Raw genomic sequence first — 22,310 nt, 5'->3', positions numbered from 1 at the left:
TCACAGCTCAATGAACGCTAACGTCGGCCATCACCCGAAGATGAACATCATGATCGACAGATCGTCCGGCAAGCGATCTTCATTCTGAGACCGCACAAGCTGCTCAAGCCTATGAACGATCTCCTCGGCCGATCCTGCACCACGGACAATCTCACCGATCACACCACTTTGAGCAAAATCCCAAAGGCCATCCGAAGCCAGAAGCAGGCGCTCACCAGGTTTCACCTTTCCTTTAAACCCTACCGGGGTCGCGCCATTGCCAAATCTTGGTTTGCGAACTTGCCAACCGGTCAACTCCACAACACCATCTGCCTTGTACAGCATTCCTCGACTATCTCCGGCTGACGCACCCCACAGGTCTTCACCATTGGTCACGATCAAGATGCCGGTGGTGTCGCCGTTACACTTCAATTTGACGGAAACTTCCTCATCAACAAGTCTCAACAGATCACAACAGGATTCCGCCGTAAGATACTGATATTGCTCAGCGTCTCCTAAGGCAGCAATGAAGGCATCAGCAGCTTCCGCGCCAAGGCCGATCCCAGTTGCACCGTCGGCCAGGTAAAAGGCCCCGAAGCCATCCATGGCCTTGTAACCAACCCTGTCGTCACCCTTTTCATTGGCCGTTTTTCCCCGGAAAGTACCAGGCTTAACCAGGGCCGAACAATCAAAAGCTTGCTTCATATCTTTTCCATCAAGTTCTCAGTTCATCAGTTTACAAGGAAAACAACACCCCTCGTAAAGACCCAAGGCTTTGAACTTTCGCTCTCGACCCCTATGTTTTGGGAAACCAACCAGGATTTCTGCAATGCCATCTTTGAGCTTCTCCACCACTGGCCCCGCTATCATCGAGCATGTGCGCGGACTGATGCACCGTGGGGACTGGCGGTCAGCGTTGAACGACGCCAAAGAAATTTTCCCGGATGTTCCCGACGAGCCGCTTATTGAAATCCTGAAAGGCAATAAAACCCTGATCGGCCGAACCACCGATCCCGACGGGATTGACTATGTCGACGATCTGGACCCGACCTATCGCGACCATCTTGCCAAGATGTACGACGGAGCAATCCTCATCGATGGCATGATGTATCGTCCCATCTCTGTGATCACTGACTACGGCCCCCACGATCAGATCGGCGAAGCATACCTACCGGACGACATTTCGACGGAAGATCAAGCAAGCCTTTCAAATTTCGACCGATCCGAACTCATGAATAGGGCTCTTTTTTACGCCAACGGCAACCGATTGGCAAAAGCCATCCTCTGCGACGTTCCTGCGACGAATGGTGGCGACGATATTCAGACCCTCGCTGTGATCTTCGAACCCACCTTCGACCTGCCAAGCTGGATAAAACCCGCGCCTAACGCGCAGGCCGCTGCCGAACAACGGCTGTCATGCCTTGAATACACCGGCCACGAGAGGCTCTTCCCGAAGAAGAAGACTTCTACCCTGCCACCCGAAGAGGAACGCAAAGCCGCTATTCTGAAACAAAATCAAGACCTCGGTTACGGGCTACGTGCAATCGACTTCGGCGAAAAGATCGGCGTCCGCCAGGTGCCCCTTGCCCCGCTGATCGTCTGGGCAGCTGGACATCTGCGCAAATACCAAAAGGTAGAGACCTCTATTCCTAATTGGCGACCCGTCAACCCAAGCGGGCTGAAGCTCAATATGGATGATCCGACCCATACGGACTGGATGCTGGCGGCCGGACTTTTAGACCCAAACCTCTGGGGAGAAGACCTCGACAAGCGGATGTGGCAGATATCCGAAGACCTGCAGATGGAATTGACCGGCACGCATTTCCACGTTCTTGCGGCTGGAAAGTCTGCCGCTTCTGGAGTTATCAAGTTCTGTAAGACTGCTGACGACGTCGAGCACAACACTATCGCTGTCGTCCCCAATGCCAGCGTTCGTTACTACGAAATCGCACTCAAGGCCACCGCAACAATCGTGATTGAAGGTGGAGCGATGTCGCATCTGGCGGTAAATGGACTCGCAGACAATCTGCTGATTGTGCGGGTCTCGTCTGCCAAGGCATCTTTCAAGGATGGCGACCACGTGAGCCTGGACATCGAAAAAGGCATCGCGTTCAAGACGCTTTCCGATATCGAACCGGACACCTCGTTCAAACCCTGATTTCAGATCGGGTATCGCGGAATGTCAAAGAGGGACGGATCAGCCACTCCCAGCCGCGTCAGATTCTCAATCAACGCCTTGACGCGGTTCGGGTTCTCTTTGCAGGCATTGAATTCCGCAACCGTCGCTTCAGCAACTGGCATCGACACCACGATAATTTCACCATCGCCAATGACCTTCAAACGGTTCTTCTCCACCCACGAACGGACAGAAGCCTCGCTTCCCATCTTCAAAAGCTGATCGTCGATGAACGCAATGGCCAACTGCTCACTTCCCCGACAGACATGCTGCAGGCCGGATGACAAGACTGTCTTCGTCTCCGACTTCAACCACACGTCACCATGCTCGATCACATAACGGTCCATGCAAAATTCCCTAAGAAGTTCGTCTATGTACAGCTTAGCCGCTGTGGTAGCTTTTCACAGAAGGAAATAACGAAATGCCTCACCATTCTGTGAAAGCGATCATCCTCGACGCCTTCGGGACCGTCATCCAACCGGTGCCGAGAAACGGTCCGTATCATTCCGTTCTTTCAGGAGCTTCCGACTTCCGGGCAGCCAGAAATCTTGCACTCACACTGAATGACAACCTTCCCGCCCTGGCCGAAGCACTCGGATTACCCACTGTAGGCGACGACATTATGGGGGCTTTAGATGCAGAGGTTGCCAACCTCTCGCCGTTTGAGGACACGCAGCCGTTCCTCAGGCACATCAAGAGCGAAGGATACCTTGTTGCGATCTGCAGCAATCTTGGTCACGCATATGGAGCAAGGACAAGAGAACTCCTGCCCGAAGTTGACCATTTCACTTTCAGTTTTGAAACCGGCTATTTCAAACCGGATCAGCGCATTTACCAGCACACGTGCGACGGCCTAAAAATTTCGCCTGATCACGCAATCTTTATCGGCGACACCCCCTTGGCGGACGGCACTGGACCGCGCGAATTCGGCATGAATTCAGAGATCATCAGGAGAAACGATGGAGATACGCTTTTCTCAGCTCTAGGCCGAGCACTTGAACGCGTCGTATGTGTGCGGTGAAGGAGAGAACGAGGTCGGCCCCCGTTCCTTTTCGCGTAGCCAGCGCGCTCCCATCACCCTTCGCTCTCACATCATATCCGACAGTTGGTATTTGAGCGTCCAATAAGGGTTGAACACTTCCTTGTCATTGTCAACCAAAGGTCGCAACCGGCTCCAGGTACTCTTCTGGCGGAACATCCTCCAAATCGATACCCGGTGAAGACTTGCGCAAAGCGATATCGCGCTCCGCGTAGATCATCATATTGAAAATCTGCTCCGGCGTTGCGTCCGGATGGGTTCCTAGCAACGCATCAGCCGCATGCAGCATGTATTCAGTCGGCTTCAAAACATCCATGACCCTGGACGCTACCTTTCGAGCCTCCATGATCCTTGGCATCCAATGCAATGTCTGAACCGTGGGTTGTCCGGTCTTTGAGGCCTCAATGAAGTGCTCGCGCACGGTGTCACTGAAGGCAGCTGGATCGACAGCCTTGGCAAGACGATCAATCAGATCACGCTCCAGGCCCGCCTTGTCATATGGCTCTGCAGCCGATTTTATTCTGATCATTGATAGCACTAGAGAGCCATTTCCTGTTCGACAGTTTCCTCAAGCTCGGGATCAGCACCGTCCCAAGGAGAATTGCGAAGCTGGTGGTGACGCTGAATGACGCTTTCAACGCGCTCCCTGATATCTACAAGTTCGCCCCTGTAGAGCCCCCGGTAGGCGTACAGGTCTTCCATTTCATTCTTGAGGAGATCACGAACTTCAAGAGCATCATCGACGAGATAGGCACCGACGACTCCATAGGGAGCATTCTCTGGGAACCGTTCCCTGACAAACTTCAGCGTGTTGTCGATGGTTCTGGTCGTCGCGCCGACAAAATACTCGTTCGCCTTGCTCTGAGACCAGAGAATGAAGGCAAACCCGGCCTCGTCGATAAGGTGCTTTCCTTTGACGTTCAGGTCAATGAAATGCTCCAACATTTCCGGTACTGGCAGTTCACTCAGCTTGGAAAAAAGTTCAGCCTGCCGACCAGCGTCATCACTGAGGATGGCAGCGCGGTAGTTGCCCAGGGCAAGGGATATCTCCTTGGACAGGTCGTGACCCGGGTAGGCAAGTTGCCTGCAGACCGTAAACCAATCCCAGCAGTCTCGCACGTAAACCCTTGAAAACAAGCCTTTAACGGTGCTCAGCGCCGCCAGGGTATCATTGTCCTTTTCGACCGTGTTTCCATCCAGGATCGACAGGACCCGCTGAACAGCCGCATTACGGACGTCCCAGTCTTCTCGAATGGGGAAGGTGCCAAATCCGTATTTTGAGTAGTTGCCACCAGGAATGTCAGTTACCACAGGTTTGATCTTCGCCACTTGCGTCACTCCGCTCGAAATCACTTATCCAAAACTGACGATAGCCAAAGCATTCCACAACCCGGGCGAACGTCTTTACGAAGTTTCCTCTTGCTACTTGAGAGGGCAAACCCGTAGGCTGTCTGCCGGTAGCCGATCACGAGAAAATCCCATGCATTTTGAAGTTCGATGCTATGAGCATGTCATCAACGGACAGAGTTCTACGCTCGCTATTAGCGACGAAATAGAGCTACCCCATCGCGACGGGGTCAACTACCTGACGCTCTGCCTGAATGGCGATCAGCTGGACATTGTGCTTTCGAATTTCAGGAATTTGCCGGACACATCGGAACTCGACAATGACCTTGAGATCATCAAGCGTGAGATATCGACCGAGCCTGTCGATGTCGGTGATTTTTCCATCGATAAACTGACTTGGACGACACGTCATCTTTATACTCCTGAAACGGAGCACACGATTGCACCAGAAGAAGACGTGATCGCGCTGGCGGTGGCTGTTCTAAGAGAACCCGGCGTGATCACTGACTTCCTCGCGAAGGCGTCGGACGCCCTCGCGAGTAAACTCGATGACCAAATCGCAGAGGCTTGGAAAGCGGTCCACGACCTCACCGAAGCCCGAGACAGGGCAAGACTCCTGAAACTGCATTTACCATCCCTGAAAACACGCAAGACAATTCAGCGGCGAGATGATTCCTACATCGAATTCGGCAGAGGCATGGGAGAAACCAGCTCGACGCCTCCGGCAGAGGACCTTGACGAACTATTCGCCCAAGGCGTCAGCAACGTCCACATCGAGATGATGAGTGACGAACACGCCTGGTTCGGCATACGCCTCGTCAACGGACGATATTTTCACGGCTCATTGACCGGGAAAGGTTTGCGCGTCCAAACGCACGAAGAAAGCGACGTCTAGGGGAGGGCGCAGCGATAGCGCCCATTCACAAGCTCAGAAATGCCTGATCTTGGCGAACGCGGCAGGATCAATCCCAAGCTCCCGAAGCTGCGAAGCCTTCGGCGTCCGACGTCCTTCCACGGCCGCTGAAACCTCGATGGCTGAGCCGAATAGGCTGATCGCGTTCGAAATGCGCTTGAAGACACTAACCTTGGACATGCCATTCTCTCCATATTGAAGTGTCTTAAGTGTGCGGCGCAGCAAAACTTCAAACAAGAATTCCTTTCACAACGCTGCCATGCCTTTCTGACGGAACTCCTCTGGACGAGAATAATTCCATTCCCTACATTAGATGCATTCTAAAGTGGAGTGAAAGCCATGAAATTCCTTAAGTTCACTTTGTCTCACGCCGATGATGTGTTCGATATCGGCGTCGCATTTTCTCTGCTCGCCCTATTCAGCTACTGCGGCTTTCTGGTCGCAACCTGGAGCCACGTCTGATGACGGATGATCAGGCGCGTGACGAACTTATCACGCGCGCGATCTCTGCAGTCGGCGTTGCCCCTTCGCTCCACAAACGATTGACAGAGAACCTGTCCAGGCTCAGCAACGAAGAGATCGTTGAACGTATAGAGCGCGCTGACGACCTACGCCAACGCGCTCAAATTTTGCTTGATAGCCTCCGCTCCTGAGCAAGCTCCTATCCCTTGACGGTCAGAATTGGTCTGATCTTCGCCACCCGCGAGACCAGGCCCGCATCGACCATCGGATCAACGACATCATCAATTGACCGATAGGCACCTGGCGCTTCCTCAAGAAGTCGGCCGGACGCCTCTTTTCTGATGTCCGGCCTTGACTTGAGTGCTGCCGCATTCAGATCAACCGGCCCGACGACCCGCAGGGCCGACGGAATGACTGCCTGATGCCGCGCCTCCTGACGTGACAACTTCCGCCCAGCACCATGGGCAGCAGACTGGAGCCCGTCGACAGACCCACAACCCTTCAGAAGCCACGTCCCATCCCCCATGGAACCGGGAAGGATCACCGGTTCGCCAAGCCAGTGATAAGGCGATCCCTCCAGCTCACCAGGCCCTCGCGCCGGGCATGCACCCTTACGATGCCTTGCAAAGCCATTCCGCTCCCACAGGACATTGTGAGGCGCGTCATAGACGACCCGTCGGCCTACTGACCGTCCCAGTACGCTTTCAAGTGCCTTGATCGACGCCAGCGCGATCAGGAACCTGTTTACGAACGCAATGTTGCAAGCATTCGCAAGGCCATTGACGTAGCGCGCGTAGAGGGCAGGGTGCCTTTCTGCCGACAACACCCGATGATCCACTCCGGGCTGGCGAACCTCGGCGAGGCGTTCCCGGGCGAAGCTTCCGACTGCTTGCCCAAAATCGAGCGAACCCGAATGAACGACCAACACCACCGATCCGGCCGCTACACCACAGGATCGGGCGTGGGCCCCATCAGCCAGGCGATCAACGACGCCGAACTCGACGAAGTGATTGCCACCACCAATGCTACCAAGGATGGCGTCATACTGAACTCCCCCGTCAACATCACCGTAGCGCTCGAACATTGGATCGACACCCACTGTCTCGAAGCGACCCAGATCGCATGTTCGACCGATATCGCCCCACATGTCATCCAGTGACAGGTCGGAGAAAAGCCCATGGCGCTCCGCCTTCAAGGCATCAGCAAGCCCCGGCAGTCCGTCCCGGAGGATGGCGTGGCGGTGTCGACCATTGAGTGCTACCCCGCGACCACCCTGGAAATGGACGTACCGCAAGGCATTCTCCAACTCAGGAGAAAGCTCATCGGCTTTCACACCTTCCAGGACAAGCATATGCATTCCACAGCCAACGTCGTTCCCGACTAGGTGCGGCATGATCATTCCTTGAGTGTCGACGACGACACCAACTGGCACAGGTTTGCCAGCATGAAAATCCGGCGTCGTTGCGATGGACGTTATGCTTCCGACCTCTTCAGGCAAGTCGCTGGGTAGAGGGATCGCCGCCGACAAATCGTCGAGCGCACGTCTTCGCTGAGACAATGGCTCGTTTTTGGCGATAACTGAGTGAACTTCCTGACCATTGATATGGTCGCGCGTAATCGCAGAGCTTTGCTCTGTAAACATGATCATTCTCCATAAAGACAACTCGGTTCAGCAGCCGCAGTGCTTATGGATAAAAGCTTCTTATCATAAGAAATTCTGTCATTCAATATTGAACTCAAAACAATGGCGGAATTCCTTTCTTGACGGCGTGAGATGCCAGGTGTCCCATATGGGAAAGGAGTTAACGCGATGACATACGACGACTACGATCTCGCCATGGACCTTATAGCACTCCTTTTCCTTGGAGGCGACCGGCGCACATTCCCGGATCATGGCGGCAAATTGGATCGCGCTCTGCAAGATTGCTCCGGCCACTTAACCGACGATCTCAATTCTGCGCTCACCTTCTCGCAAACCAATGTTGGCCTGCGCTGTAATCAGCTTCCACAAATCCTTCACGCTGCCGTCGAGATCGGATTGATCGACTGGTCCGGTTTCTCTATGAATAATTTCACCCTCAAGCTGGACCGAGAGAGCGCAAGGCTGAATGCGGTTAGAGCGAACTCCTCTACGGCCGAGTTCGAAGCACGAGGCAAACGGCTTGTTGCACTTATTGAGGCGGAGGAAGCCGCGAAAGCTTGAAGATTGCGGCTTTTGATCGGAACATGCTTCTATCCTGTTGCAGAACCGAGAACCCAGATGACCGAGACGAAAGATATCCAGAGCCGCTTCAAGGTCTCGCTCATCGAGTTTCTGAGGCCAGGCCACTCATGGCCGTATCCGTATACGATTGAACAGGCCTTCCAGGTCCTTCGCTGGATGACAGCTACCGGTGCCGAATATCGAGCAGATACTCGGTGGGGCGACCAAGGCGTATTCGAAGTTCTGAGCATGAAGCCAAGCTGTCGTGGGTTTTCCGGGGTTTATCCAATTACATCTCTCGCGGACCTTCAGCACCGTTTCCACTACGCAATTCTGTCGAAGAGCGAAAACCCAATCGTCGAAAAATGGCGTAGGGATCATGATATCCTGCCAGACGGGAAAGCAACCATTCTGTACCCTGTCCACAGAGATTGGGGAGTCCGTGAGCCATTTAAGAACCAGGCTGAATTTGAGAAAGCGCTTGCCGAGCTTCTGGAACCACCAAAAGATCAGAAACTACAGATGGCCGTGGCTCTGAACAGTGTGCATGGAAAAGAGACCGCCACCTATCACGATGTACAAATCAAGATCAGACCTAGCGGTTTCGCCTTTATGTTGAGATATGGGGATGTCGGACGCAACGAGTTCGGCTCTCGATGGGACGAGGTGATAGCATCCACGCGCGGCAATGAAACGTTCATAGAGACGGCCGTGCGCGCCTACACCAACTATCACGGCCTCGTTTTCAGGACCATTCCGAGGGGTGGTCTCGACCTCGATGACATGTGGGGCAGCTATGACACGGCCACCAAGAAATTCGTCAATGCACAGCTGGCAAAGATGACCGAAGACAAAGAGGCGACACTGGAAGATGCCGCCCCTGCTTTTCGCTGATCAGGCCAGGCGTTTTATCAGCGCGTTCGTGAAGCCTTCAGTATTGTTCTGACCGCCCACGTCACCGGTACCTTCACCAGCCGTGATCGTTTCCGAGATCGCAGCACGCAAACGCTCAGCCAATTCCGGCGAACCGATCTGATCAAGCAGCATGGCGGCGGCCATCATCATCGCGCTTGGATTAGCGATGCCCTTTCCGGCAATATCCGGTGCCGATCCATGAACGGCTTCGAACAGAAAGACGTCGTCGCCCACATTCGCACCTGCAGTCACCCCGAGCCCACCGACAAGGCCAGCAATCAGGTCCGACAAAACGTCACCGAAGAGATTGGTGGTAATGATGACGTCGAAGGTTTCCGGCCGAGTAACCAGCTTCATCGCACAGGCGTCAACGATCATGTCATCGAAGACTAGCGTCGAAAATTCTCCGCGCACCTCTTCCAGGGCTTCGAGGAAGATGCCAGTCAGCATCTTGAGGATGTTGGCCTTGTGGACGACGGTGATGCGCTTACGACCCTTTTCGACAGCCATATTGGCCGTAAATCGAAGCAATCGCTTCAAATTTCCCTTGTTATTGAAAGCGGTGGCAACAGCCGTGGCGTGCTCATCATCACCTTCCGGAATCCACATTTCTTTGGCCGCGTAAAGGCCCTGAAGGTTTTCGCGAACGAGAATGATATCGACATTCTCAAAGCGCCCCGGGAAGAGAGTTCTTGCCGGGCGCACATTCGCGAAAAGCTTGAATTTCTCGCGCATCTGGACGGTCGCCGACCGATATCCGCCACCCGAAGGTGTCGACAGAGGACCCTTCAGAGCATAACGGGTAGCTGCAATGCTATCGAGCGTCTCCTTTGGCAAGGGTTGGCCATACGACCGGAAAGCCTGCTCCCCTGCATATCGCTCTTCCCAAACAATCGGAGCACCAAGCGCCGAGAGCACCTTCTTGGTTGCGGCCGTGATTTCCGGACCGATCCCGTCACCAGGGATGAGCGTTACAGCAATCCTTTTTCCATCTGCCATGTCAGAACTCCTTTTCTACCCTTCATGTAGAAGTCCTGCGCCACCGCATCAATGAAATTTCGGCGGAATTCTCGAAATTAAATCCGGCTAACATAGGAAAAGTGATATGCGACCCGGTAATCTCACATGCACACCGCCCTGGACGTCAACGGCAATCTCTTAACCCCGAAGGACCAAGCACTTCTTCTAGCTACCCCGACGGGAGCAATGAGGATGAGCCCAAAGACAGACGCAAATCAGTCGTCAACCTGGATTTACAAGCGTGCAACAGTGTTGAAAATCACCGACACCAACAGGGCCATTGTGCATCTGGACGAAATCAACGGCCAAACGCCACTTTTCGAGATCGACAGTGTCATGCTCGAAAAGACGGCCTAGCGCCCTCACGCCGCAACCGGCATTTCCAAATGAGCCTTGATGGCGTTATTCAACTCACCGAGCGACTTGAATAATTTCTTGTCTAGATCGATGACATGAAATTTCACGGCGACGAATCGCAGTACGCCATCTTGAGGAATAACAATTCCGACGGGCACGCCGTCATACACGACTTCTTGTCTCTTCATAAGAGTCTCCTGCCCGTGCGGGCAAATATAGATGATTTTTGTAAAGGTTTAGCGACAGTTTAGAGCGAACAAAGTCGCATATTGGTCGCAGAACAAAGCGGCGCGAGACGGAAAGCCACGAGAGAATTTTTAGTTTTCATAATCGCAACCTCCTTATCCAAAAATGGGGACAAATCCCCAGCCGCGAGATATCGGCTACAATTAACCGACCAAGGTTAACATTAGATGAAATTTCTATGGGCGCAAATGTTTTTCGTGCTGGACGGAAATTTATTCCGAAGGCTTGGGGATCGACCAGAAAATATCACGACCACCCCCGTTGGTCATCGATTTCCCAGTCTCACCATGAACAACACCCTGTCGCTGGAGCTTCTTCATGTGACGGTGCGCATCTTCGTATGTCCAACCGAACCGGCGGCCGACCTCATGGCTTGTAACCGAACCGCGACGGCGAACAAAATCCTCGACCGTTTCAACGGACGCTGTACCGCCAATACCTACGACGTTCGACATCATCAGCTCCATGCATCGACCGGTAGAAGATAGGCGAAACGAAACTTCGTCACAAGCCTCGAAACTTTCAAACAACCAGGCCACACTAATCTACACACCCCTATGAGGCCGGAACATGAAGTATTACAACCTACCACTCGACTGCTTTGGATGGGCAAACCAGGACATCGGCATTTTTGGCGGCTGGCGTCATCCGACCTTGCATCCTCCCGGAAAGCTCGTCTGCAATTTCGGCATATTCGACACGAAGTCCAAGCTTGAGACCGGGATAGACCTGCAGGTCGGCAAGGTTCGAATGCTCATCAAGCTCCCGACAGAAGACGGGGGCGAATGCGAAATCGAATCCCTCATCGAACTGGAAATCAACAAAGAGCTTCGCAAGAACGGCTACGGGAGGAGGGCTGTCGCAGCCATCCACGCAGCGGCAAAGCAGGACGTCAAAATCGTCGACATCAAGAAGTCGAAAGTCCCCTTCTGGAAGAAGGTGGGCGTGGAGGACATCCAGACGGAACGGTCTCACATCCACGGTTGGCTACGTAAGGAACCGGAACTCACACCAGCGCCTGCAATCTGACACAACGCAAGAAACGGGTGGCGGCCGAAAATGGGTCGCACACACTGCTGCCAATCACATGCGGAAGCCACCCATGCCCATTACTTACCATATCCAGAAGACCGGTCAGGTCACCTATCTCGCAAAGAAACAGGACGACCGATGGATCGCTATCGATGTCAGGCTTTCCACAGTAGACGCACTTGGTCCGCTCAGGGTTGGCGTACCCTTGATAGCAGACCTTGACATTCATACCATCGACCCCACGGGCCTCATCGAGGCGACAGACGCCACGCCCTTCCAAAAGTCGGTGTGGACAGCGATAACACAGATCAAACCCGGAGAGACTGTCTCCTATGCCGTCTTGGCCGCACAGGTTGGTCGCCCTAGAGCCTTCCGGGCGGTCGCGAATGCCTGCGGAGCAAACAGGTACGCGGGCGTCATCCCTTGTCACCGCGTAGTCGGTTCTGATGGTAAACTCGGAGGCTACCGATGGGGTCCACCGACAAAAGCGATCCTGCTCGCCGCAGAAAAACTCAGTCCGAGATGACCTTGAACAGGCCTGACGTATGATCGAATGGAATGAAATGAAATTTTTCGTCGGCGTTCTTCAGGTATCTGATCTGTAGATCGACAGCTTCCAGACCGACGTCCAAAGCGATCCTCAAACGATGGTTTCCCTCACCGATCTTCACGTTGAAATCGTCAACGTAGAGAATGATGTGCTGACCGTCTCCGCCCAGGAAGCCATTGGCCTTCATACTTTCCTTGAGTTCTTCGTACTGCTGATCGCCTGGACCGTAACGATATTTGTTGCCATTACGGACGACGGGAGCGATCTTTCTCGGATCAACTCCACGGTGATAAGCAACGCACGTAGCGTTGAGGTCACGAGCGTGACTCCTAAGCCCGTCACCCGGCAGTCCATAGGGATACTCGACACGATAGGGCAACGGCCCCTCGATGCTCCGCCGAACGTCCGGTATCTTTATCAGACCCTCTAGACGATCTTCGAATTCTCCAGTGTCGACGCCGAACTTCATCGCCTTCCCCATATTCTGTCTTGCCAGACTATCCACGATACTAAGGCTTGTCACAACCGCTAAAAACGTAACAATTCAGGGGCAAATTTTCTTTTTTGCCCCTTGTTCGTTACAAACAGACTGCTTACGATCCCGACATGAGAGAACCAGAACGCCTTTTGCAATTTTTTGCCGACCGAAACCTCCACTCAAACGCAGAGCTGGAGGCACATGGATTTAACCGAAACGCGGTAAAACGCCTTACGGATGAAGGTCGGCTGATCCAGTTCACGCGCGGGATATACCTGACACCAGAGGCCCTAGATCAGGGCAACCTCAGCCTGGCCGCCATCTCCATGCTTCGCGAGGGGGCTGTTTGCCTATTGTCCGCCGCTGCATATCACGACATTGGCGACGAAGTGCCACCAGAAATCTGGTTTGCCGTGGACAGGGCGAAGGTGAAGAACGCAAAAATCCCGTCGTTCGACTACTCACATCAGCTCGTCTTCTGGCCCACCGAGTATTTCGATGTGGGCATTCAGGAGATAACTGTCGCGGGGCAAAAAGTTTCCCTCACAAATCGGGCGCGAACTGTTGTCGATCTCTTGCACAACAGGAATAAATTGACTGAAGAGGTGGCGCTTCGAGCATTCTCTGACTTTCTCAGAACCGACGGGGACATGCGGGAGGTCTGGGATATCGCAATAAAGCTGAAGCGTCATGAGTCTCTCGCTGCCTACCTCAACATGGCGGATGAACTGAAAGAATCCATCCCGCAGAGGAGAGGGCCATGAAAAAATTAACGAACGTCAGAGCCAGCAGACTTGCTCTTATTCATAACGAGTCCAAGCGCCTTCAGATTCCGCATGAAATGCTGCTTCGCCGTTACGCATTTGACCGTTTCCTACACCGTATGGTGGTGTCACAGGAGCAAGGAAAACTCGTGCTGAAAGGCGCGATGGCGCTCTACGCCTATTCCAAAGAACTCCTTCGCCCCTCAAAGGATATCGACTTTCTCGGCAACGCCATCACGCCTGAAAATGTGCTGCCAATCGTTACGGCAATTGCGAGCACACCACCAGATGAAGACGATGGTATCGAATTCGACATCGACACCTTCATAGCCGAACCTATCCAGGTCAAAGACGAAGAGTCCGGAACCCGCGTTACCGGCATCGCCCGCATGGGCAATATTCGCATTCCACTCAAGATCGAGGTGTCGTTCGGACATCTGGTAACGCCCGAGCCGAACTTTGTGACGATCCCGACCATCATTCCTGGTGAACGCGAAATCAAGGTTCTTGCCTACACCCGCGAGACGATCCTGGCTGAGAAATTTCAGACAGTGATCGTCCGAGGTGTCGGAAACACCAGGATTAAGGATTTCTTCGACATCCGGGCTCTGCAGCGCACGCAGTTCCTCGATGGGGAAGTTGTTGTCGCAGCCTTCGAGGCCACCTTCGGCCGTCGCGAAACGGCCATCCCGAACGCTCCCCCACCAGCTTTTCAAGAAGATTTTATAAGGGATTCCGGCACGAGAGCGTGGGCCAACTTCCTCAAGAAGTCTGGCATCCAGGAGAAGACCGACTTCAACAGCGTTATCGAAGAGATCGAGCCGTTCTGCATGGGATTTGCCGAAATGGCGCGCGGCGTACGCGACGTCGAAGACTGGACGCCGGGCGAGGGCTTCACAGCAAGAGCGAAGACCTTCACCATGTAATTTGTAACAAATCAGGGGCAAAAATCGAAATTTGCCCCCGAATTGTTACGTTTTCAAAACTGGCAATGCTCACGATGTCTCCTATATGCAGCGCTACAGGCATAAGGATCATTCATGTTCATACCACCGCAACTACTGGCCAAGGCCGAGATTCTAAATGCCAATTTCCCCCGGGATTCACACGGCAACCCTAGCGACGACGCTCTCGCCAACACCGTGACCTGGCTCATTGAGACTTTCACCATCAAACGCTCTCTAGACCTCGCTCTCGCGATTGGAAGAAAGATCGGCGAACAGCACTGCATCCGAGCAGTGAAGGAAGACGGCTCCACCAGCTTTGCGTTGATCTCAGAGGAGCCACACCAGGCTGGTAAAGAAGCAGAAGGAAACGGGATCACGATCTTCGGCCGGGCCAAGATCACAGAGATTGCTCAAAGCCTGAGCGGAGAGAGCGAACCTCGGCTGCAAGTCGGAATAGCACCAAGCGAACTTGATCCAAGTGACCAAGACGCCATTCTAGTTCGGCTCGCTACTTTGCTCCCCTGGTATCGCAACGCCCTCAAACTTCCAACACACACAATCGACACACAGACGATTGTTAAGACCTGCCTCCAGTTGGGAATGCCCGAGGCACTTGTTAAAAGATGAAGAGAAAAGAATTCCTTGATCTTCACCTCTTGAACTCCTTTTTCCTGTCACCTAAATTGATTTCGGTAAGGGCGTATAATGCTCAATGGTTAGAGCTTCTGGACTGCTGCGTCAGAGGTTGCGGGTTCGAGTCCTGCTACGCCTACCAACTCCTCTCGCGCTTCACATCCGAGCGGAAGAACCTCAATTAATCCGGAATCAAAATTCCCAAGCGCTGACCGTTTCCCTTGCGAGTTGGCGGATAAAGCTGCTCTAAACGACGCGGATCGCGCCCAGCGCGTCAGAATTCAATATTCAGCGTCGCTGATGGCACAGAAAACCGACTGAGAGACCCTCATTGAGGGCTGCGTTGCGAATACGTACGAAGTCAACAATGGCACGATCAAAAAGCTCAAGATCGCGACGACTACATTAATCCTCCACCTTCGAACAAGACCAACATGCAAGGCCACCCATGCCGACAACACGATTGCCGACACCGGCAACAACGTCACCGACAAGTTTCTCTTAACTGATAAACAATTTATACCGCCGAACGGATCAAAGGGTTCTGGTAGGCGAAATGCCAAGAGCATCATAACAACCAGAAATATGCCAACCACAGATGTTAATTCAAGAAACTTGAAGAGATTGGTGGATGTAGCGCCGATGGTTTTTGTCATTCATGATTCTCCCAGCCATATCAAAACCTGAGACCAAAATGACCAATTCCGTTTCACTGAATAGCAATATCGATCTTACGGGAATTCTCAAATATTTTTCCAACGGCTTCAAGGTGGACGGCGTCATAGGCTACAACTTCGATGTTGACGGCCTTTTTCCCCGAACAGTTCAAATCAAGAATGAGCAGGGTGTACTGGAGAGCTTTAGCGACGTTAACGCCTACCTCACGTTGAAGGGCCTCCCGACGAGCCCGATTGTCGACATCACTCAAGACTCCAAGGTAATATCAGCCTTCAACAATGCCTTTGCTGAAATCAGCTACCTACTCGAACATTCAAGAAGTCCTAGGTACGAACGACAAGGATACCATCCGCCTAAGCAACTCCTCTTGGGGTTACACGTGGACCTACAGTGGCGACGATGACGTCTATGGCGGGACAACCAAGAACGGCGTCTTCGACAATCTGGTCTACACACGAGAAGGCAGCGACCACTTCTACTACCAGGCTGGAAAAGCCACCTACTACGGTGGAACTGACATTATCGGCGGTATCGACACGGTTGATTTGTCTCTTACCACGGACGGGTACCTGTTTAAGGCCACCAGCGCGAATATCCTTATCACGAGAAATGACCTGCAAAATTATCAGCAGATTACCGCTTACGAGACAGAGGTTTTCATTGGCTCGGGAGGCGCTGACACCTTTCAAACCGGAATACCCTCTTACACGAATGGGATGACCTTTGATGGCGGCGCTGGAAGGGATACGTTGGACTTGAGCCAAACCTATTTGGCGACCGGCAGCGCTACTGGGATTCGCATAGACGTTGCGAACGGTGTTGCTCAAACCACCGGCGGCGTTCGACTGGCAAATATAGCTAACATTGAAAAATTTATCGGCACAGCAGTAAACGACTACTTTGTCGGCACAACTACGGAAACCTGGTTCGAGGGCGGAAAAGGATTGGATACACTTTGGGCTGGCGCGGGTATTGATCATTTTGATGGCGGACTTCATTATTTCGACGACAGGGTGCAAGACGTTGTAAACTATCAGTATTCGAACGAAGCCGTCTTTGTAGACCTTCGAAGCACCGGCCCACAATCCGGAGGTTACGCTGAAGGCGACACGCTAGTGAATGTTCACTCCGTCATTGGCTCTCAGAAGGGCGACACCATCTGGAACTCTGGGAACGTAAAGTCCGGCTCGACCATCTACGGCTTGGGAGGTGAAGACACATTGCATCTCGTCCGCTTCAACACAAACGCCAATGGCGGTGAAGACGACGACATACTCTGTTCCCACGCAAATGGTCAGACGTTGATCGGAGGAGGGGGAGATGATGATTTCCACTTCGACTACGCAGGCACAGCCTACGTGAGCGACTACGAGGACGGAGAAGACGTCTTCATCCACGGCCTCAGAAAGGATTTCATGACAATCGTTTATCAGCCGAGTTTTGCCACAGACGGCGCTCTCACCCTGTCGTGGTCGGGTGGTGCGAGGTACACTTTCATAGGTGAAACAAGTCACATTTCAGATCATCTTATTTTCGTATGAACACCATTATCGATGATTGTGCGCACAAGGGAGCGCCACCATTCCGTCTGGATGTGAGGTTTCGCTCTTCCATTCCGGACGAATGTGAAGTTCATTTCGGAAAACACCAAACGCAGGAGCGAATTTCGCAACGATTTCAGCAATTGTGATTCCGCTCGGATGTGACGCTCGTCACAACAACTTCTCTCGCGCTTCACATCCGAGCGGACAAACTTCAATTAATCCGGAATGAACCTCACATCTAGGCGGAATTGACGTTCCATTCTGCCTCAGGAGAGTTCCGCACCTGCATCAAAGGTTAAAACTATTCCCCACGCACCTGCGCATCCACCCAGGCATCTAATCTTGCTTTAACCTCGGCGTTTTGCCGATCCCAATGCGCTTCGAGACGCGCCATCAATTCTTCATCCTCATCGAACCAGCCGTTGCCTTCTAGGTCCATCAAATCTTCCAAAAGAATGCATACAAGGATAGCCGCCTCTTTTGGATCACGATGGTTTTCTAACAGTTCTTGAATTTTGGCACGGAACATTTCGAGGCCTATGTAGAGCTTACACCTCTTTATGGTGGCGGCTTAAGTCGTCGGCGCAAGATGGATTACGAACTAATCATTCCGCCAAGATGTGAGGTTTCCGACTTCCATTCCGGACGGTTGTGATGTTCATTCCGGAAAGCACCGAGCACCAGCACGATTCTCGCAATCTTTTCAGTGATTCCGATTCCGCTCGGATGTGAAGCTCGTCACCATCTCTCGCGCTTCACATCCGAGCGGAATACCTTCTTTTAATCCGGATTCACGACCACGCGGAAGTGCAACCCATGCTTTCCTTGGTACTGAACCTGCCATCTCTGACTTAGGAGGCAGGCACTTCTCAACCACCATTTCGTGAAGGTTCGTCATCTGGGAATTGTGCAATCAACGATAACTCAGATTATCGGCTGTTCTAAATCACCGAACGGCTTTCGCTCGCGCAGCTTTGATGGCCGGGGTCGCGCAAGCCGGGATGGCAATAACGGCATCACACTGCAGACATGTGAATACGGGTATTTGATGCACCATGCCGATGCCATCATCGAACGGTACATCGCGCACGGAATCAGCTGTACCGACAATCTCCTGACATTGGAAACAAAATGCCTTACTCGCCACTAGATGATCCTATTCGCCTTGCGCAGGCGATAATTCCTAGACAACAGATCAAAGGTGACACCGGCGTCACAGTAAATCAATATGTTTGGGAGCAAGAAGCTACTTAAGCAGGAGGCAGTCGCGAGACTACATCTTCACGAAGAGCTTCCTGAGCGTGCTCTGAGCCATCGCTGTCGGAATTGCAAATACCAAGACCGCAAAGCAAAGCGTTGCGATGATCGGCTCGCATTCGAGACACTCACCGATCAAGTGTAAATACCCGCCAAGAAATGGCCCCACAACCAGAACGGTCGCAGTGAACAAACTATCCAGAAAACTCATTCGGTTCTTCTTTCTAATTACCAGCATCAGCAGGCTTTCAAGAAAGGAAATGAAGGGGAGGACGGCCGCAGCGATGACTCCAGCGATCCAGAACAACACCCCTTCAACTTCAAACAATCTGAACAGCAATGCCATCCAGATGGCCGCGAAAAGCCACGACAGGAACATGATGCCAAACTGAACGGCGAGCCACTTCAAAACCTTCATTGCTGTAGAAGACCCGAGGCTTGAACAAGGCTCAGAACACGATCACCTACCATCGAGAGATATTTTACGATTACTGCATCTGGAATATATCCGGCAATGATCAAACCGACGACCGTGAATACGACGACAAAGGTCAGCGCAACCAGCATGTTCGCCACATCACCAACAATCTTGAACGGCACATAAATCGTCTTCGCGCATATCGCGGCAACATAAAATGCTTCTGCCCACCAGGGTCTGCCTGCAGCCTGAGTGGCGTTCACTAATCCCTGGAGTGGATTTCCGACCGGCTTGCGGCGCTGAACTTGCGGGGTGACTATACGCGAAGGGGCCGCTTCCATTGGTCTCTCGATCTAATACAAGGATTTCTGCTTCATGAAATGCTCTTCCAACTCGCAACACCTGTCAACGTAATTTCCGACGACAATCCGTTGCGCCGCGCATAGACCGATGACACCCTTATATGGTTCAACATCGGAATTTCTGACATGCGCAATCAACTCGCAGCGATCTTACTTTCCTTCGCCTCCGCCTGGGGAGGAGCCGCATACGCACAAACGCCAGCTGCCACTACGAGCCCCGTCCCGAGCCAGTCTGATTGCATCTATCCCTCCTATCAATCCGGAGCCCAGATCAGCTGGTTCTTGAATCTCTCACCTCAAGACGATCTTATGACCGCCTGGTGCAGACTTCAGACACTGCGAGGCGAAATCAAATTCAACGTCCTATTTCCAACCACACAGGCGACAAAGACCTGGGAAACGTCGTTCAACGGCAATCTTCCCGCCGCCCGCATCGTCGATCTTGTTCAGTCCCTGATGCCCATGGACCCAAAGGTCCGAAGCAACGAAAACATCGAGCAGTTCGAAAAAGTTCTAGAAAACGTCGTGCAGCTCCAAGCCAAGGCAGCACCCGATGGCACCACCCTGGGCTTCGCTTCCAACCACCCGGCCGCAAATGAACTGGTCCTCTGGGAGCCCCTCATCATCAGGGTGAAACCAATCCTGCTCTCCGGACAACAATTCACCATGTTCGTCAAGTTGGTACCAAACATGGGCTTTCTGTCGCTCGCACTCCAAGGCAAAGCGACTGATGTACAGCTGCAGGGCTGGAAAGGCCGTATTCCGCTCGGAAACTTTTTCTCCGGCGACTGCTCGTCCTACATCCCAAACTGCAAACCACTACCGGAGACTGTCAACTTCCACACGCCCTGGATCGTGCAGGGGGTGGAGTTGGTCGCAACAGGCGAAACCATGACGGCCTCAGCGTTGAACATCGCAGATCAGCTTCTAAAGACAAATGCATCTGTCGTGCCGTCAATCAGCCCGCTGAAAAGTTTCAACTCAAAAACAGGTCAATTGACCTTCAATCTGACAGACAACATCACGGCCCTGAGCTTTGTGGCCGACGGTTCACCGAGCGGCACGAAAAAGATCACCATCCGTTACACGGCGGCGAATGGGCAATACAGCATCACCTCCGCCCTTCAAAAACTTGGCAACGAATATCGCCAGGCCAAGAAACAAGAAGTCGAGAAACTTCCGAACGTTCCGGAGTCCCTTAACAGGCTCTGAGAAAAAGCCCTCGGTTTCATCGAGGGCGTTTTCTTTAGTCACGAACCGGTCTTTGCAAGCCGTCCTCTAATTTCTGTCCGCGACTTGAACATGAGGAGTTCCTGGTCTGGGTATCCTCCATTGCTTCACGCACCCTAGCCCGAAACCAGGTGTCATATTGCTCTGGGCTCGACACGAGAAACGGCGGTAGTCCACCCTCGTTGACGATTTTGGTTAGTAGAATTCGGGTCGCATCCGAAACCGTCAGGCCATACTGAGCCAAGACTGATGCAGCTTGATCTTTTAGCTCTTCAGAAACTCGTACGCTGATAAGGGAATTCTTTGGGGGCATGCTGTAAATCCTTGTGCTAGAATTCAAGTGTTCGTCATTTGATTTACGTCCACAAGGATTTCTTTTCATCTCGTCGAAATAAATTCAGCCCAATTCCTTCACCAGGTCACTGAGGTTTTCATGCGCCTTGGCATGCACGTTCCACGTCTCGTTAAAGGTATGCTCGGTGCCGCCGTCTTTCACACCGGCCTTGCGATGATCGGTAAATGCAGGGTCATCGCTTCTTATTTCAGTAAATGTTTTCGAGCCAAACGTGAATGCGAGGAGATAGTCACAATGGCTCGCAACCTCACAGTTGCGATTATGAAATCCCTCGAAAACATGCACATTCGCACCTTTTTCAATTGCCTGCGCGATTTCTGCAAGCCCTTGAACACCGGTCTTCCTACTGAACCTATCGTGGAAATTGTTAGACGTTTTTCCCGGGTTAAACTGGATGCGCGGGTTCGGGACATAAGCTCCGTTTTCAAAATGCGCCGGAAGATAAAGGGTCAGGTCTTTTACGAGCCCGGCAAGATACGCTCTCACTGCAAGATGATCTGCAAAAGCTGCGCCGCCGGAAACTGCCGATGTGATCTCCCACCGCTCGACATACCACGCAAGGCGCTCATACATCTTATCGTAAAGTGCAAGAGAGATCGGTGCGGCCTCGTCCCGCCCAGCACTACCAATAACAGCCAACCTCATCTTCAACTCCTTTTCAGAACGAAAGGAATTTAATCTGAGATTATAGGAATTTCAATGCTTGAGGCTTTTTTCGATTGAGGCCGCCAAACCGCCATCCTTACCAGCGCCAGGAAGCTGCATAACAAGGAAAAGCGCGACCGCCACCCCTAGACCCACCGCAATAGGGAACTCGTACCGACGAGAGATTTTGATTAAGGTTCTCATTTTCAGGGCCAAGACCGTTTCCCTTATTCTGAGAGCGCTTTTTACGGGCGTCATTCAAAAATTCTCGCGAAGTCGAATGTTTTATGAAGCGCGACTTCCCTACCACAGCTTTAGCCGCGCAAGGTCCTAGCTCTCAGCATATCTTTCAACAAAGTCATCCGGTGAAATCACACCATCAACTTTCAGGACCGAGACCATCTCCGGTGCGAATTTTACCTCTGGCTTCTTCTCCCATACATATCCACCACCGGTTTCGTAGTGATACGGGGAAATGTCGATCTGGTAGACACCATCGTCTAGAAGAGCCATGACAAATACGTGATTTTCGCCAACGGCCGCGCTGACAACCAGGACATCCTCAAAACCAGATTCACCCAGACGACTCGCCATGGCTGAGGCCACATCCTGACAGATGCCACCACTGCCTAGCTCGACGTCAAAGCCGTCGACTTGCTCCCATTGGTCATAAACGCCTTGTGCAACTGAGGCCAGGTGGGGGAGAGTGCTGATCAGTTCAGAGACAGACTTCATGGGCATCGGAATCTCAAGTTTCATG

33 protein-coding genes and 1 tRNA gene are annotated in these 22,310 nt (G+C 52.6%); 16 read left to right on the top strand and 18 right to left on the bottom strand.

The genetic code is table 11. The annotated features are described in order from the left end of the window. Nucleotides 1–30: 30 nt before the first annotated feature. On the bottom strand, nt 31–684 hold the full coding sequence (locus FFR93_RS00730) for a SpoIIE family protein phosphatase (RefSeq protein WP_138391421.1): 654 nt from the start codon (nt 682–684) through the stop codon (nt 31–33). A gap of 124 nt (nt 685–808) precedes the next feature. Between FFR93_RS00730 and FFR93_RS00725 the strand changes: the two genes are divergently transcribed. Continuing rightward, the gene (locus FFR93_RS00725) at nt 809–2,137 is read left to right on the top strand and encodes a hypothetical protein (protein ID WP_138391420.1); all 1,329 of its coding nucleotides are present in this window, start codon (nt 809–811) and stop codon (nt 2,135–2,137) included. 2 nt (nt 2,138–2,139) lie between these two features. On the opposite strand, the gene FFR93_RS00720 is transcribed toward FFR93_RS00725, so the two are convergent. Continuing rightward, on the bottom strand, nt 2,140–2,502 hold the full coding sequence (locus tag FFR93_RS00720; RefSeq protein ID WP_138391419.1) for a hypothetical protein: 363 nt from the start codon (nt 2,500–2,502) through the stop codon (nt 2,140–2,142). 74 nt (nt 2,503–2,576) lie between these two features. On the opposite strand from FFR93_RS00720, the gene FFR93_RS00715 reads away from it, so the two are divergent. Next, entirely contained in the window at nt 2,577–3,176 is a 600-nt protein-coding gene (locus FFR93_RS00715; protein ID WP_138391418.1) for an HAD family hydrolase, read from the top strand. A 130-nt stretch (nt 3,177–3,306) separates the two neighbouring features. Here the strand turns inward: FFR93_RS00715 and FFR93_RS00710 are convergent, their stop codons facing one another. Further along, complete coding sequence (locus FFR93_RS00710; RefSeq protein WP_138391417.1) at nt 3,307–3,732, bottom strand: hypothetical protein; 426 nt, start codon at nt 3,730–3,732, stop codon at nt 3,307–3,309. Beyond that, the gene (locus FFR93_RS00705; protein WP_138391416.1) at nt 3,732–4,523 is read right to left on the bottom strand and encodes a hypothetical protein; all 792 of its coding nucleotides are present in this window, start codon (nt 4,521–4,523) and stop codon (nt 3,732–3,734) included. The genes FFR93_RS00710 and FFR93_RS00705 overlap by 1 nt, the downstream gene beginning before the upstream one ends. Before the next feature lie 151 nt (nt 4,524–4,674). Here FFR93_RS00705 and FFR93_RS00700 point away from each other — a divergent pair, with 151 nt between their 5' ends. After that, nucleotides 4,675–5,436 (top strand): hypothetical protein, encoded by a 762-nt coding sequence (locus tag FFR93_RS00700; protein WP_138391415.1) that lies wholly within the window; start codon nt 4,675–4,677, stop codon nt 5,434–5,436. A gap of 33 nt (nt 5,437–5,469) precedes the next feature. On the opposite strand, the gene FFR93_RS40590 is transcribed toward FFR93_RS00700, so the two are convergent. Then, complete coding sequence (locus FFR93_RS40590; protein WP_171049012.1) at nt 5,470–5,634, bottom strand: hypothetical protein; 165 nt, start codon at nt 5,632–5,634, stop codon at nt 5,470–5,472. Nucleotides 5,635–5,793: 159 nt separating this feature from the next. On the opposite strand from FFR93_RS40590, the gene FFR93_RS41865 reads away from it, so the two are divergent. Together FFR93_RS41865 and FFR93_RS00695 are read left to right on the top strand one after the other, a co-directional pair. Then, nucleotides 5,794–5,916, top strand: coding sequence for a hypothetical protein (locus FFR93_RS41865; protein WP_281407894.1), 123 nt, complete (start codon nt 5,794–5,796; stop codon nt 5,914–5,916). Continuing rightward, nucleotides 5,916–6,107: a hypothetical protein gene (locus FFR93_RS00695; RefSeq protein ID WP_138391414.1), complete on the top strand. Its 192-nt coding sequence runs from the start codon at nt 5,916–5,918 to the stop codon at nt 6,105–6,107. Before FFR93_RS41865 ends, FFR93_RS00695 begins: the two co-directional genes overlap by 1 nt. An 8-nt stretch (nt 6,108–6,115) precedes the next feature. Here the strand turns inward: FFR93_RS00695 and FFR93_RS00690 are convergent, their stop codons facing one another. Further along, on the bottom strand, nt 6,116–7,558 hold the full coding sequence (locus tag FFR93_RS00690; RefSeq protein ID WP_171049011.1) for an RtcB family protein: 1,443 nt from the start codon (nt 7,556–7,558) through the stop codon (nt 6,116–6,118). A 168-nt stretch (nt 7,559–7,726) separates the two neighbouring features. On the opposite strand from FFR93_RS00690, the gene FFR93_RS00685 reads away from it, so the two are divergent. Together FFR93_RS00685 and FFR93_RS00680 are read left to right on the top strand one after the other, a co-directional pair. Beyond that, nucleotides 7,727–8,119, top strand: a complete 393-nt coding sequence (locus FFR93_RS00685; RefSeq protein ID WP_138391412.1) for a hypothetical protein — start codon at nt 7,727–7,729, stop codon at nt 8,117–8,119. A 57-nt stretch (nt 8,120–8,176) separates the two neighbouring features. After that, a complete protein-coding gene (locus FFR93_RS00680) occupies nt 8,177–9,013 on the top strand; it encodes a hypothetical protein (RefSeq protein WP_138391411.1) in 837 nt (278 codons plus the stop codon). Here the strand turns inward: FFR93_RS00680 and FFR93_RS00675 are convergent, their stop codons facing one another. Continuing rightward, nucleotides 9,014–10,033 (bottom strand): isocitrate/isopropylmalate family dehydrogenase, encoded by a 1,020-nt coding sequence (locus FFR93_RS00675; protein ID WP_138391410.1) that lies wholly within the window; start codon nt 10,031–10,033, stop codon nt 9,014–9,016. Nucleotides 10,034–10,246: 213 nt separating this feature from the next. On the opposite strand from FFR93_RS00675, the gene FFR93_RS40585 reads away from it, so the two are divergent. Next, nucleotides 10,247–10,411 (top strand): hypothetical protein, encoded by a 165-nt coding sequence (locus tag FFR93_RS40585; RefSeq protein ID WP_171049010.1) that lies wholly within the window; start codon nt 10,247–10,249, stop codon nt 10,409–10,411. Between the two features lie 5 nt (nt 10,412–10,416). Here the strand turns inward: FFR93_RS40585 and FFR93_RS00670 are convergent, their stop codons facing one another. Both FFR93_RS00670 and FFR93_RS00665 read right to left on the bottom strand, forming a co-directional pair. Continuing rightward, entirely contained in the window at nt 10,417–10,599 is a 183-nt protein-coding gene (locus tag FFR93_RS00670; RefSeq protein ID WP_138391409.1) for a hypothetical protein, read from the bottom strand. 270 nt (nt 10,600–10,869) lie between these two features. Then, nucleotides 10,870–11,112: a hypothetical protein gene (locus FFR93_RS00665; protein ID WP_138391408.1), complete on the bottom strand. Its 243-nt coding sequence runs from the start codon at nt 11,110–11,112 to the stop codon at nt 10,870–10,872. A 115-nt stretch (nt 11,113–11,227) separates the two neighbouring features. Here FFR93_RS00665 and FFR93_RS00660 point away from each other — a divergent pair, with 115 nt between their 5' ends. Further along, nucleotides 11,228–11,686, top strand: coding sequence for a hypothetical protein (locus tag FFR93_RS00660; protein WP_138391407.1), 459 nt, complete (start codon nt 11,228–11,230; stop codon nt 11,684–11,686). 73 nt (nt 11,687–11,759) lie between these two features. Then, complete coding sequence (locus tag FFR93_RS00655; RefSeq protein WP_246661270.1) at nt 11,760–12,215, top strand: MGMT family protein; 456 nt, start codon at nt 11,760–11,762, stop codon at nt 12,213–12,215. Here FFR93_RS00655 and FFR93_RS00650 read toward each other — a convergent pair. Beyond that, nucleotides 12,202–12,708, bottom strand: a complete 507-nt coding sequence (locus FFR93_RS00650) for a hypothetical protein (RefSeq protein WP_138391405.1) — start codon at nt 12,706–12,708, stop codon at nt 12,202–12,204. The genes FFR93_RS00655 and FFR93_RS00650 overlap by 14 nt on opposite strands. Nucleotides 12,709–12,845: 137 nt before the next feature. Between FFR93_RS00650 and FFR93_RS00645 the strand changes: the two genes are divergently transcribed. The 4 genes from FFR93_RS00645 to FFR93_RS00630 all read left to right on the top strand — a co-directional run bounded on the left by FFR93_RS00645 (nt 12,846) and on the right by FFR93_RS00630 (nt 15,203). Then, the gene (locus FFR93_RS00645) at nt 12,846–13,481 is read left to right on the top strand and encodes a type IV toxin-antitoxin system AbiEi family antitoxin domain-containing protein (RefSeq protein WP_138391404.1); all 636 of its coding nucleotides are present in this window, start codon (nt 12,846–12,848) and stop codon (nt 13,479–13,481) included. Beyond that, nucleotides 13,478–14,407 carry a nucleotidyl transferase AbiEii/AbiGii toxin family protein gene (locus FFR93_RS00640; protein WP_138391403.1) on the top strand — a complete coding sequence of 310 codons (930 nt, stop codon included), beginning with the start codon at nt 13,478–13,480 and terminating at the stop codon, nt 14,405–14,407. Before FFR93_RS00645 ends, FFR93_RS00640 begins: the two co-directional genes overlap by 4 nt. A gap of 114 nt (nt 14,408–14,521) precedes the next feature. Then, complete coding sequence (locus FFR93_RS00635; RefSeq protein WP_138391402.1) at nt 14,522–15,055, top strand: hypothetical protein; 534 nt, start codon at nt 14,522–14,524, stop codon at nt 15,053–15,055. 69 nt (nt 15,056–15,124) lie between these two features. After that, nucleotides 15,125–15,203: transfer RNA gene (locus FFR93_RS00630), tRNA-Ser, on the top strand. Between the two features lie 139 nt (nt 15,204–15,342). Here the strand turns inward: FFR93_RS00630 and FFR93_RS00625 are convergent. Both FFR93_RS00625 and FFR93_RS00620 read right to left on the bottom strand, forming a co-directional pair. Further along, nucleotides 15,343–15,717, bottom strand: a complete 375-nt coding sequence (locus FFR93_RS00625) for a hypothetical protein (protein WP_138391401.1) — start codon at nt 15,715–15,717, stop codon at nt 15,343–15,345. Between the two features lie 53 nt (nt 15,718–15,770). Next, the gene (locus FFR93_RS00620) at nt 15,771–15,989 is read right to left on the bottom strand and encodes a hypothetical protein (RefSeq protein WP_138391400.1); all 219 of its coding nucleotides are present in this window, start codon (nt 15,987–15,989) and stop codon (nt 15,771–15,773) included. A gap of 28 nt (nt 15,990–16,017) precedes the next feature. Here FFR93_RS00620 and FFR93_RS00615 point away from each other — a divergent pair, with 28 nt between their 5' ends. Continuing rightward, the gene (locus tag FFR93_RS00615; protein WP_138391399.1) at nt 16,018–17,280 is read left to right on the top strand and encodes a hypothetical protein; all 1,263 of its coding nucleotides are present in this window, start codon (nt 16,018–16,020) and stop codon (nt 17,278–17,280) included. 304 nt (nt 17,281–17,584) lie between these two features. Here the strand turns inward: FFR93_RS00615 and FFR93_RS00610 are convergent, their stop codons facing one another. The 3 genes from FFR93_RS00610 to FFR93_RS00600 all read right to left on the bottom strand — a co-directional run bounded on the left by FFR93_RS00610 (nt 17,585) and on the right by FFR93_RS00600 (nt 19,299). Beyond that, complete coding sequence (locus FFR93_RS00610) at nt 17,585–17,812, bottom strand: hypothetical protein (protein WP_138391398.1); 228 nt, start codon at nt 17,810–17,812, stop codon at nt 17,585–17,587. A 744-nt stretch (nt 17,813–18,556) separates the two neighbouring features. Next, nucleotides 18,557–18,958 carry a hypothetical protein gene (locus tag FFR93_RS00605; protein ID WP_138391397.1) on the bottom strand — a complete coding sequence of 134 codons (402 nt, stop codon included), beginning with the start codon at nt 18,956–18,958 and terminating at the stop codon, nt 18,557–18,559. Beyond that, nucleotides 18,955–19,299 carry a hypothetical protein gene (locus tag FFR93_RS00600; RefSeq protein ID WP_138391396.1) on the bottom strand — a complete coding sequence of 115 codons (345 nt, stop codon included), beginning with the start codon at nt 19,297–19,299 and terminating at the stop codon, nt 18,955–18,957. The genes FFR93_RS00605 and FFR93_RS00600 overlap by 4 nt, the downstream gene beginning before the upstream one ends. Nucleotides 19,300–19,446: 147 nt before the next feature. On the opposite strand from FFR93_RS00600, the gene FFR93_RS00595 reads away from it, so the two are divergent. Next, nucleotides 19,447–20,532, top strand: a complete 1,086-nt coding sequence (locus tag FFR93_RS00595; RefSeq protein WP_138391395.1) for a hypothetical protein — start codon at nt 19,447–19,449, stop codon at nt 20,530–20,532. Nucleotides 20,533–20,566: 34 nt separating this feature from the next. On the opposite strand, the gene FFR93_RS00590 is transcribed toward FFR93_RS00595, so the two are convergent. The 3 genes from FFR93_RS00590 to FFR93_RS00580 all read right to left on the bottom strand — a co-directional run bounded on the left by FFR93_RS00590 (nt 20,567) and on the right by FFR93_RS00580 (nt 22,309). Next, nucleotides 20,567–20,863 (bottom strand): type II toxin-antitoxin system RelB/DinJ family antitoxin, encoded by a 297-nt coding sequence (locus FFR93_RS00590; protein ID WP_171049009.1) that lies wholly within the window; start codon nt 20,861–20,863, stop codon nt 20,567–20,569. A gap of 84 nt (nt 20,864–20,947) precedes the next feature. Continuing rightward, a complete protein-coding gene (locus tag FFR93_RS00585; protein ID WP_138391394.1) occupies nt 20,948–21,550 on the bottom strand; it encodes a hypothetical protein in 603 nt (200 codons plus the stop codon). A 330-nt stretch (nt 21,551–21,880) separates the two neighbouring features. Continuing rightward, on the bottom strand, nt 21,881–22,309 hold the full coding sequence (locus FFR93_RS00580; protein WP_138391393.1) for a hypothetical protein: 429 nt from the start codon (nt 22,307–22,309) through the stop codon (nt 21,881–21,883). Between the last annotated feature and the right edge of the window lies 1 nt (nt 22,310).

It is taken from the genome of Rhizobium sp. MHM7A, from assembly GCF_005862215.1.
Lineage (GTDB): Bacteria > Pseudomonadota > Alphaproteobacteria > Rhizobiales > Rhizobiaceae > Rhizobium > Rhizobium bangladeshense.
This window is presented reverse-complemented; position numbering and strand designations above follow the sequence as displayed.

Bases quoted from the DNA above. Each gene is read 5' to 3' on its own strand.
- FFR93_RS00610 (WP_138391398.1), bottom strand. From the start codon at position 17,812: ATGTTCCGTGCCAAAATTCAAGAACTGTTAGAAAACCATCGTGATCCA.
- FFR93_RS00640 (WP_138391403.1), top strand. From the start codon at position 13,478: ATGAAAAAATTAACGAACGTCAGAGCCAGCAGACTTGCTCTTATTCAT.
- FFR93_RS40590 (WP_171049012.1), bottom strand. From the start codon at position 5,634: ATGTCCAAGGTTAGTGTCTTCAAGCGCATTTCGAACGCGATCAGCCTA.
- FFR93_RS41865 (WP_281407894.1), top strand. From the start codon at position 5,794: ATGAAATTCCTTAAGTTCACTTTGTCTCACGCCGATGATGTGTTCGAT.
- FFR93_RS00665 (WP_138391408.1), bottom strand. From the start codon at position 11,112: ATGTCGAACGTCGTAGGTATTGGCGGTACAGCGTCCGTTGAAACGGTC.
- FFR93_RS00720 (WP_138391419.1), bottom strand. From the start codon at position 2,502: ATGGACCGTTATGTGATCGAGCATGGTGACGTGTGGTTGAAGTCGGAG.
- FFR93_RS00725 (WP_138391420.1), top strand. From the start codon at position 809: ATGCCATCTTTGAGCTTCTCCACCACTGGCCCCGCTATCATCGAGCAT.
- FFR93_RS00585 (WP_138391394.1), bottom strand. From the start codon at position 21,550: ATGAGGTTGGCTGTTATTGGTAGTGCTGGGCGGGACGAGGCCGCACCG.
- FFR93_RS00605 (WP_138391397.1), bottom strand. From the start codon at position 18,958: ATGAAGGTTTTGAAGTGGCTCGCCGTTCAGTTTGGCATCATGTTCCTG.
- FFR93_RS00595 (WP_138391395.1), top strand. From the start codon at position 19,447: ATGCGCAATCAACTCGCAGCGATCTTACTTTCCTTCGCCTCCGCCTGG.
- FFR93_RS00600 (WP_138391396.1), bottom strand. From the start codon at position 19,299: ATGGAAGCGGCCCCTTCGCGTATAGTCACCCCGCAAGTTCAGCGCCGC.
- FFR93_RS00625 (WP_138391401.1), bottom strand. From the start codon at position 15,717: ATGACAAAAACCATCGGCGCTACATCCACCAATCTCTTCAAGTTTCTT.
- FFR93_RS00695 (WP_138391414.1), top strand. From the start codon at position 5,916: ATGACGGATGATCAGGCGCGTGACGAACTTATCACGCGCGCGATCTCT.
- FFR93_RS00655 (WP_246661270.1), top strand. From the start codon at position 11,760: ATGCCCATTACTTACCATATCCAGAAGACCGGTCAGGTCACCTATCTC.
- FFR93_RS00660 (WP_138391407.1), top strand. From the start codon at position 11,228: ATGAAGTATTACAACCTACCACTCGACTGCTTTGGATGGGCAAACCAG.
- FFR93_RS00685 (WP_138391412.1), top strand. From the start codon at position 7,727: ATGACATACGACGACTACGATCTCGCCATGGACCTTATAGCACTCCTT.
- FFR93_RS00680 (WP_138391411.1), top strand. From the start codon at position 8,177: ATGACCGAGACGAAAGATATCCAGAGCCGCTTCAAGGTCTCGCTCATC.
- FFR93_RS00670 (WP_138391409.1), bottom strand. From the start codon at position 10,599: ATGAAGAGACAAGAAGTCGTGTATGACGGCGTGCCCGTCGGAATTGTT.
- FFR93_RS00580 (WP_138391393.1), bottom strand. From the start codon at position 22,309: ATGAAACTTGAGATTCCGATGCCCATGAAGTCTGTCTCTGAACTGATC.
- FFR93_RS00715 (WP_138391418.1), top strand. From the start codon at position 2,577: ATGCCTCACCATTCTGTGAAAGCGATCATCCTCGACGCCTTCGGGACC.
- FFR93_RS40585 (WP_171049010.1), top strand. From the start codon at position 10,247: ATGAGCCCAAAGACAGACGCAAATCAGTCGTCAACCTGGATTTACAAG.
- FFR93_RS00650 (WP_138391405.1), bottom strand. From the start codon at position 12,708: ATGAAGTTCGGCGTCGACACTGGAGAATTCGAAGATCGTCTAGAGGGT.
- FFR93_RS00645 (WP_138391404.1), top strand. From the start codon at position 12,846: ATGAGAGAACCAGAACGCCTTTTGCAATTTTTTGCCGACCGAAACCTC.
- FFR93_RS00635 (WP_138391402.1), top strand. From the start codon at position 14,522: ATGTTCATACCACCGCAACTACTGGCCAAGGCCGAGATTCTAAATGCC.
- FFR93_RS00730 (WP_138391421.1), bottom strand. From the start codon at position 684: ATGAAGCAAGCTTTTGATTGTTCGGCCCTGGTTAAGCCTGGTACTTTC.
- FFR93_RS00675 (WP_138391410.1), bottom strand. From the start codon at position 10,033: ATGGCAGATGGAAAAAGGATTGCTGTAACGCTCATCCCTGGTGACGGG.
- FFR93_RS00615 (WP_138391399.1), top strand. From the start codon at position 16,018: ATGCCTTTGCTGAAATCAGCTACCTACTCGAACATTCAAGAAGTCCTA.
- FFR93_RS00700 (WP_138391415.1), top strand. From the start codon at position 4,675: ATGCATTTTGAAGTTCGATGCTATGAGCATGTCATCAACGGACAGAGT.
- FFR93_RS00590 (WP_171049009.1), bottom strand. From the start codon at position 20,863: ATGCCCCCAAAGAATTCCCTTATCAGCGTACGAGTTTCTGAAGAGCTA.
- FFR93_RS00690 (WP_171049011.1), bottom strand. From the start codon at position 7,558: ATGTTTACAGAGCAAAGCTCTGCGATTACGCGCGACCATATCAATGGT.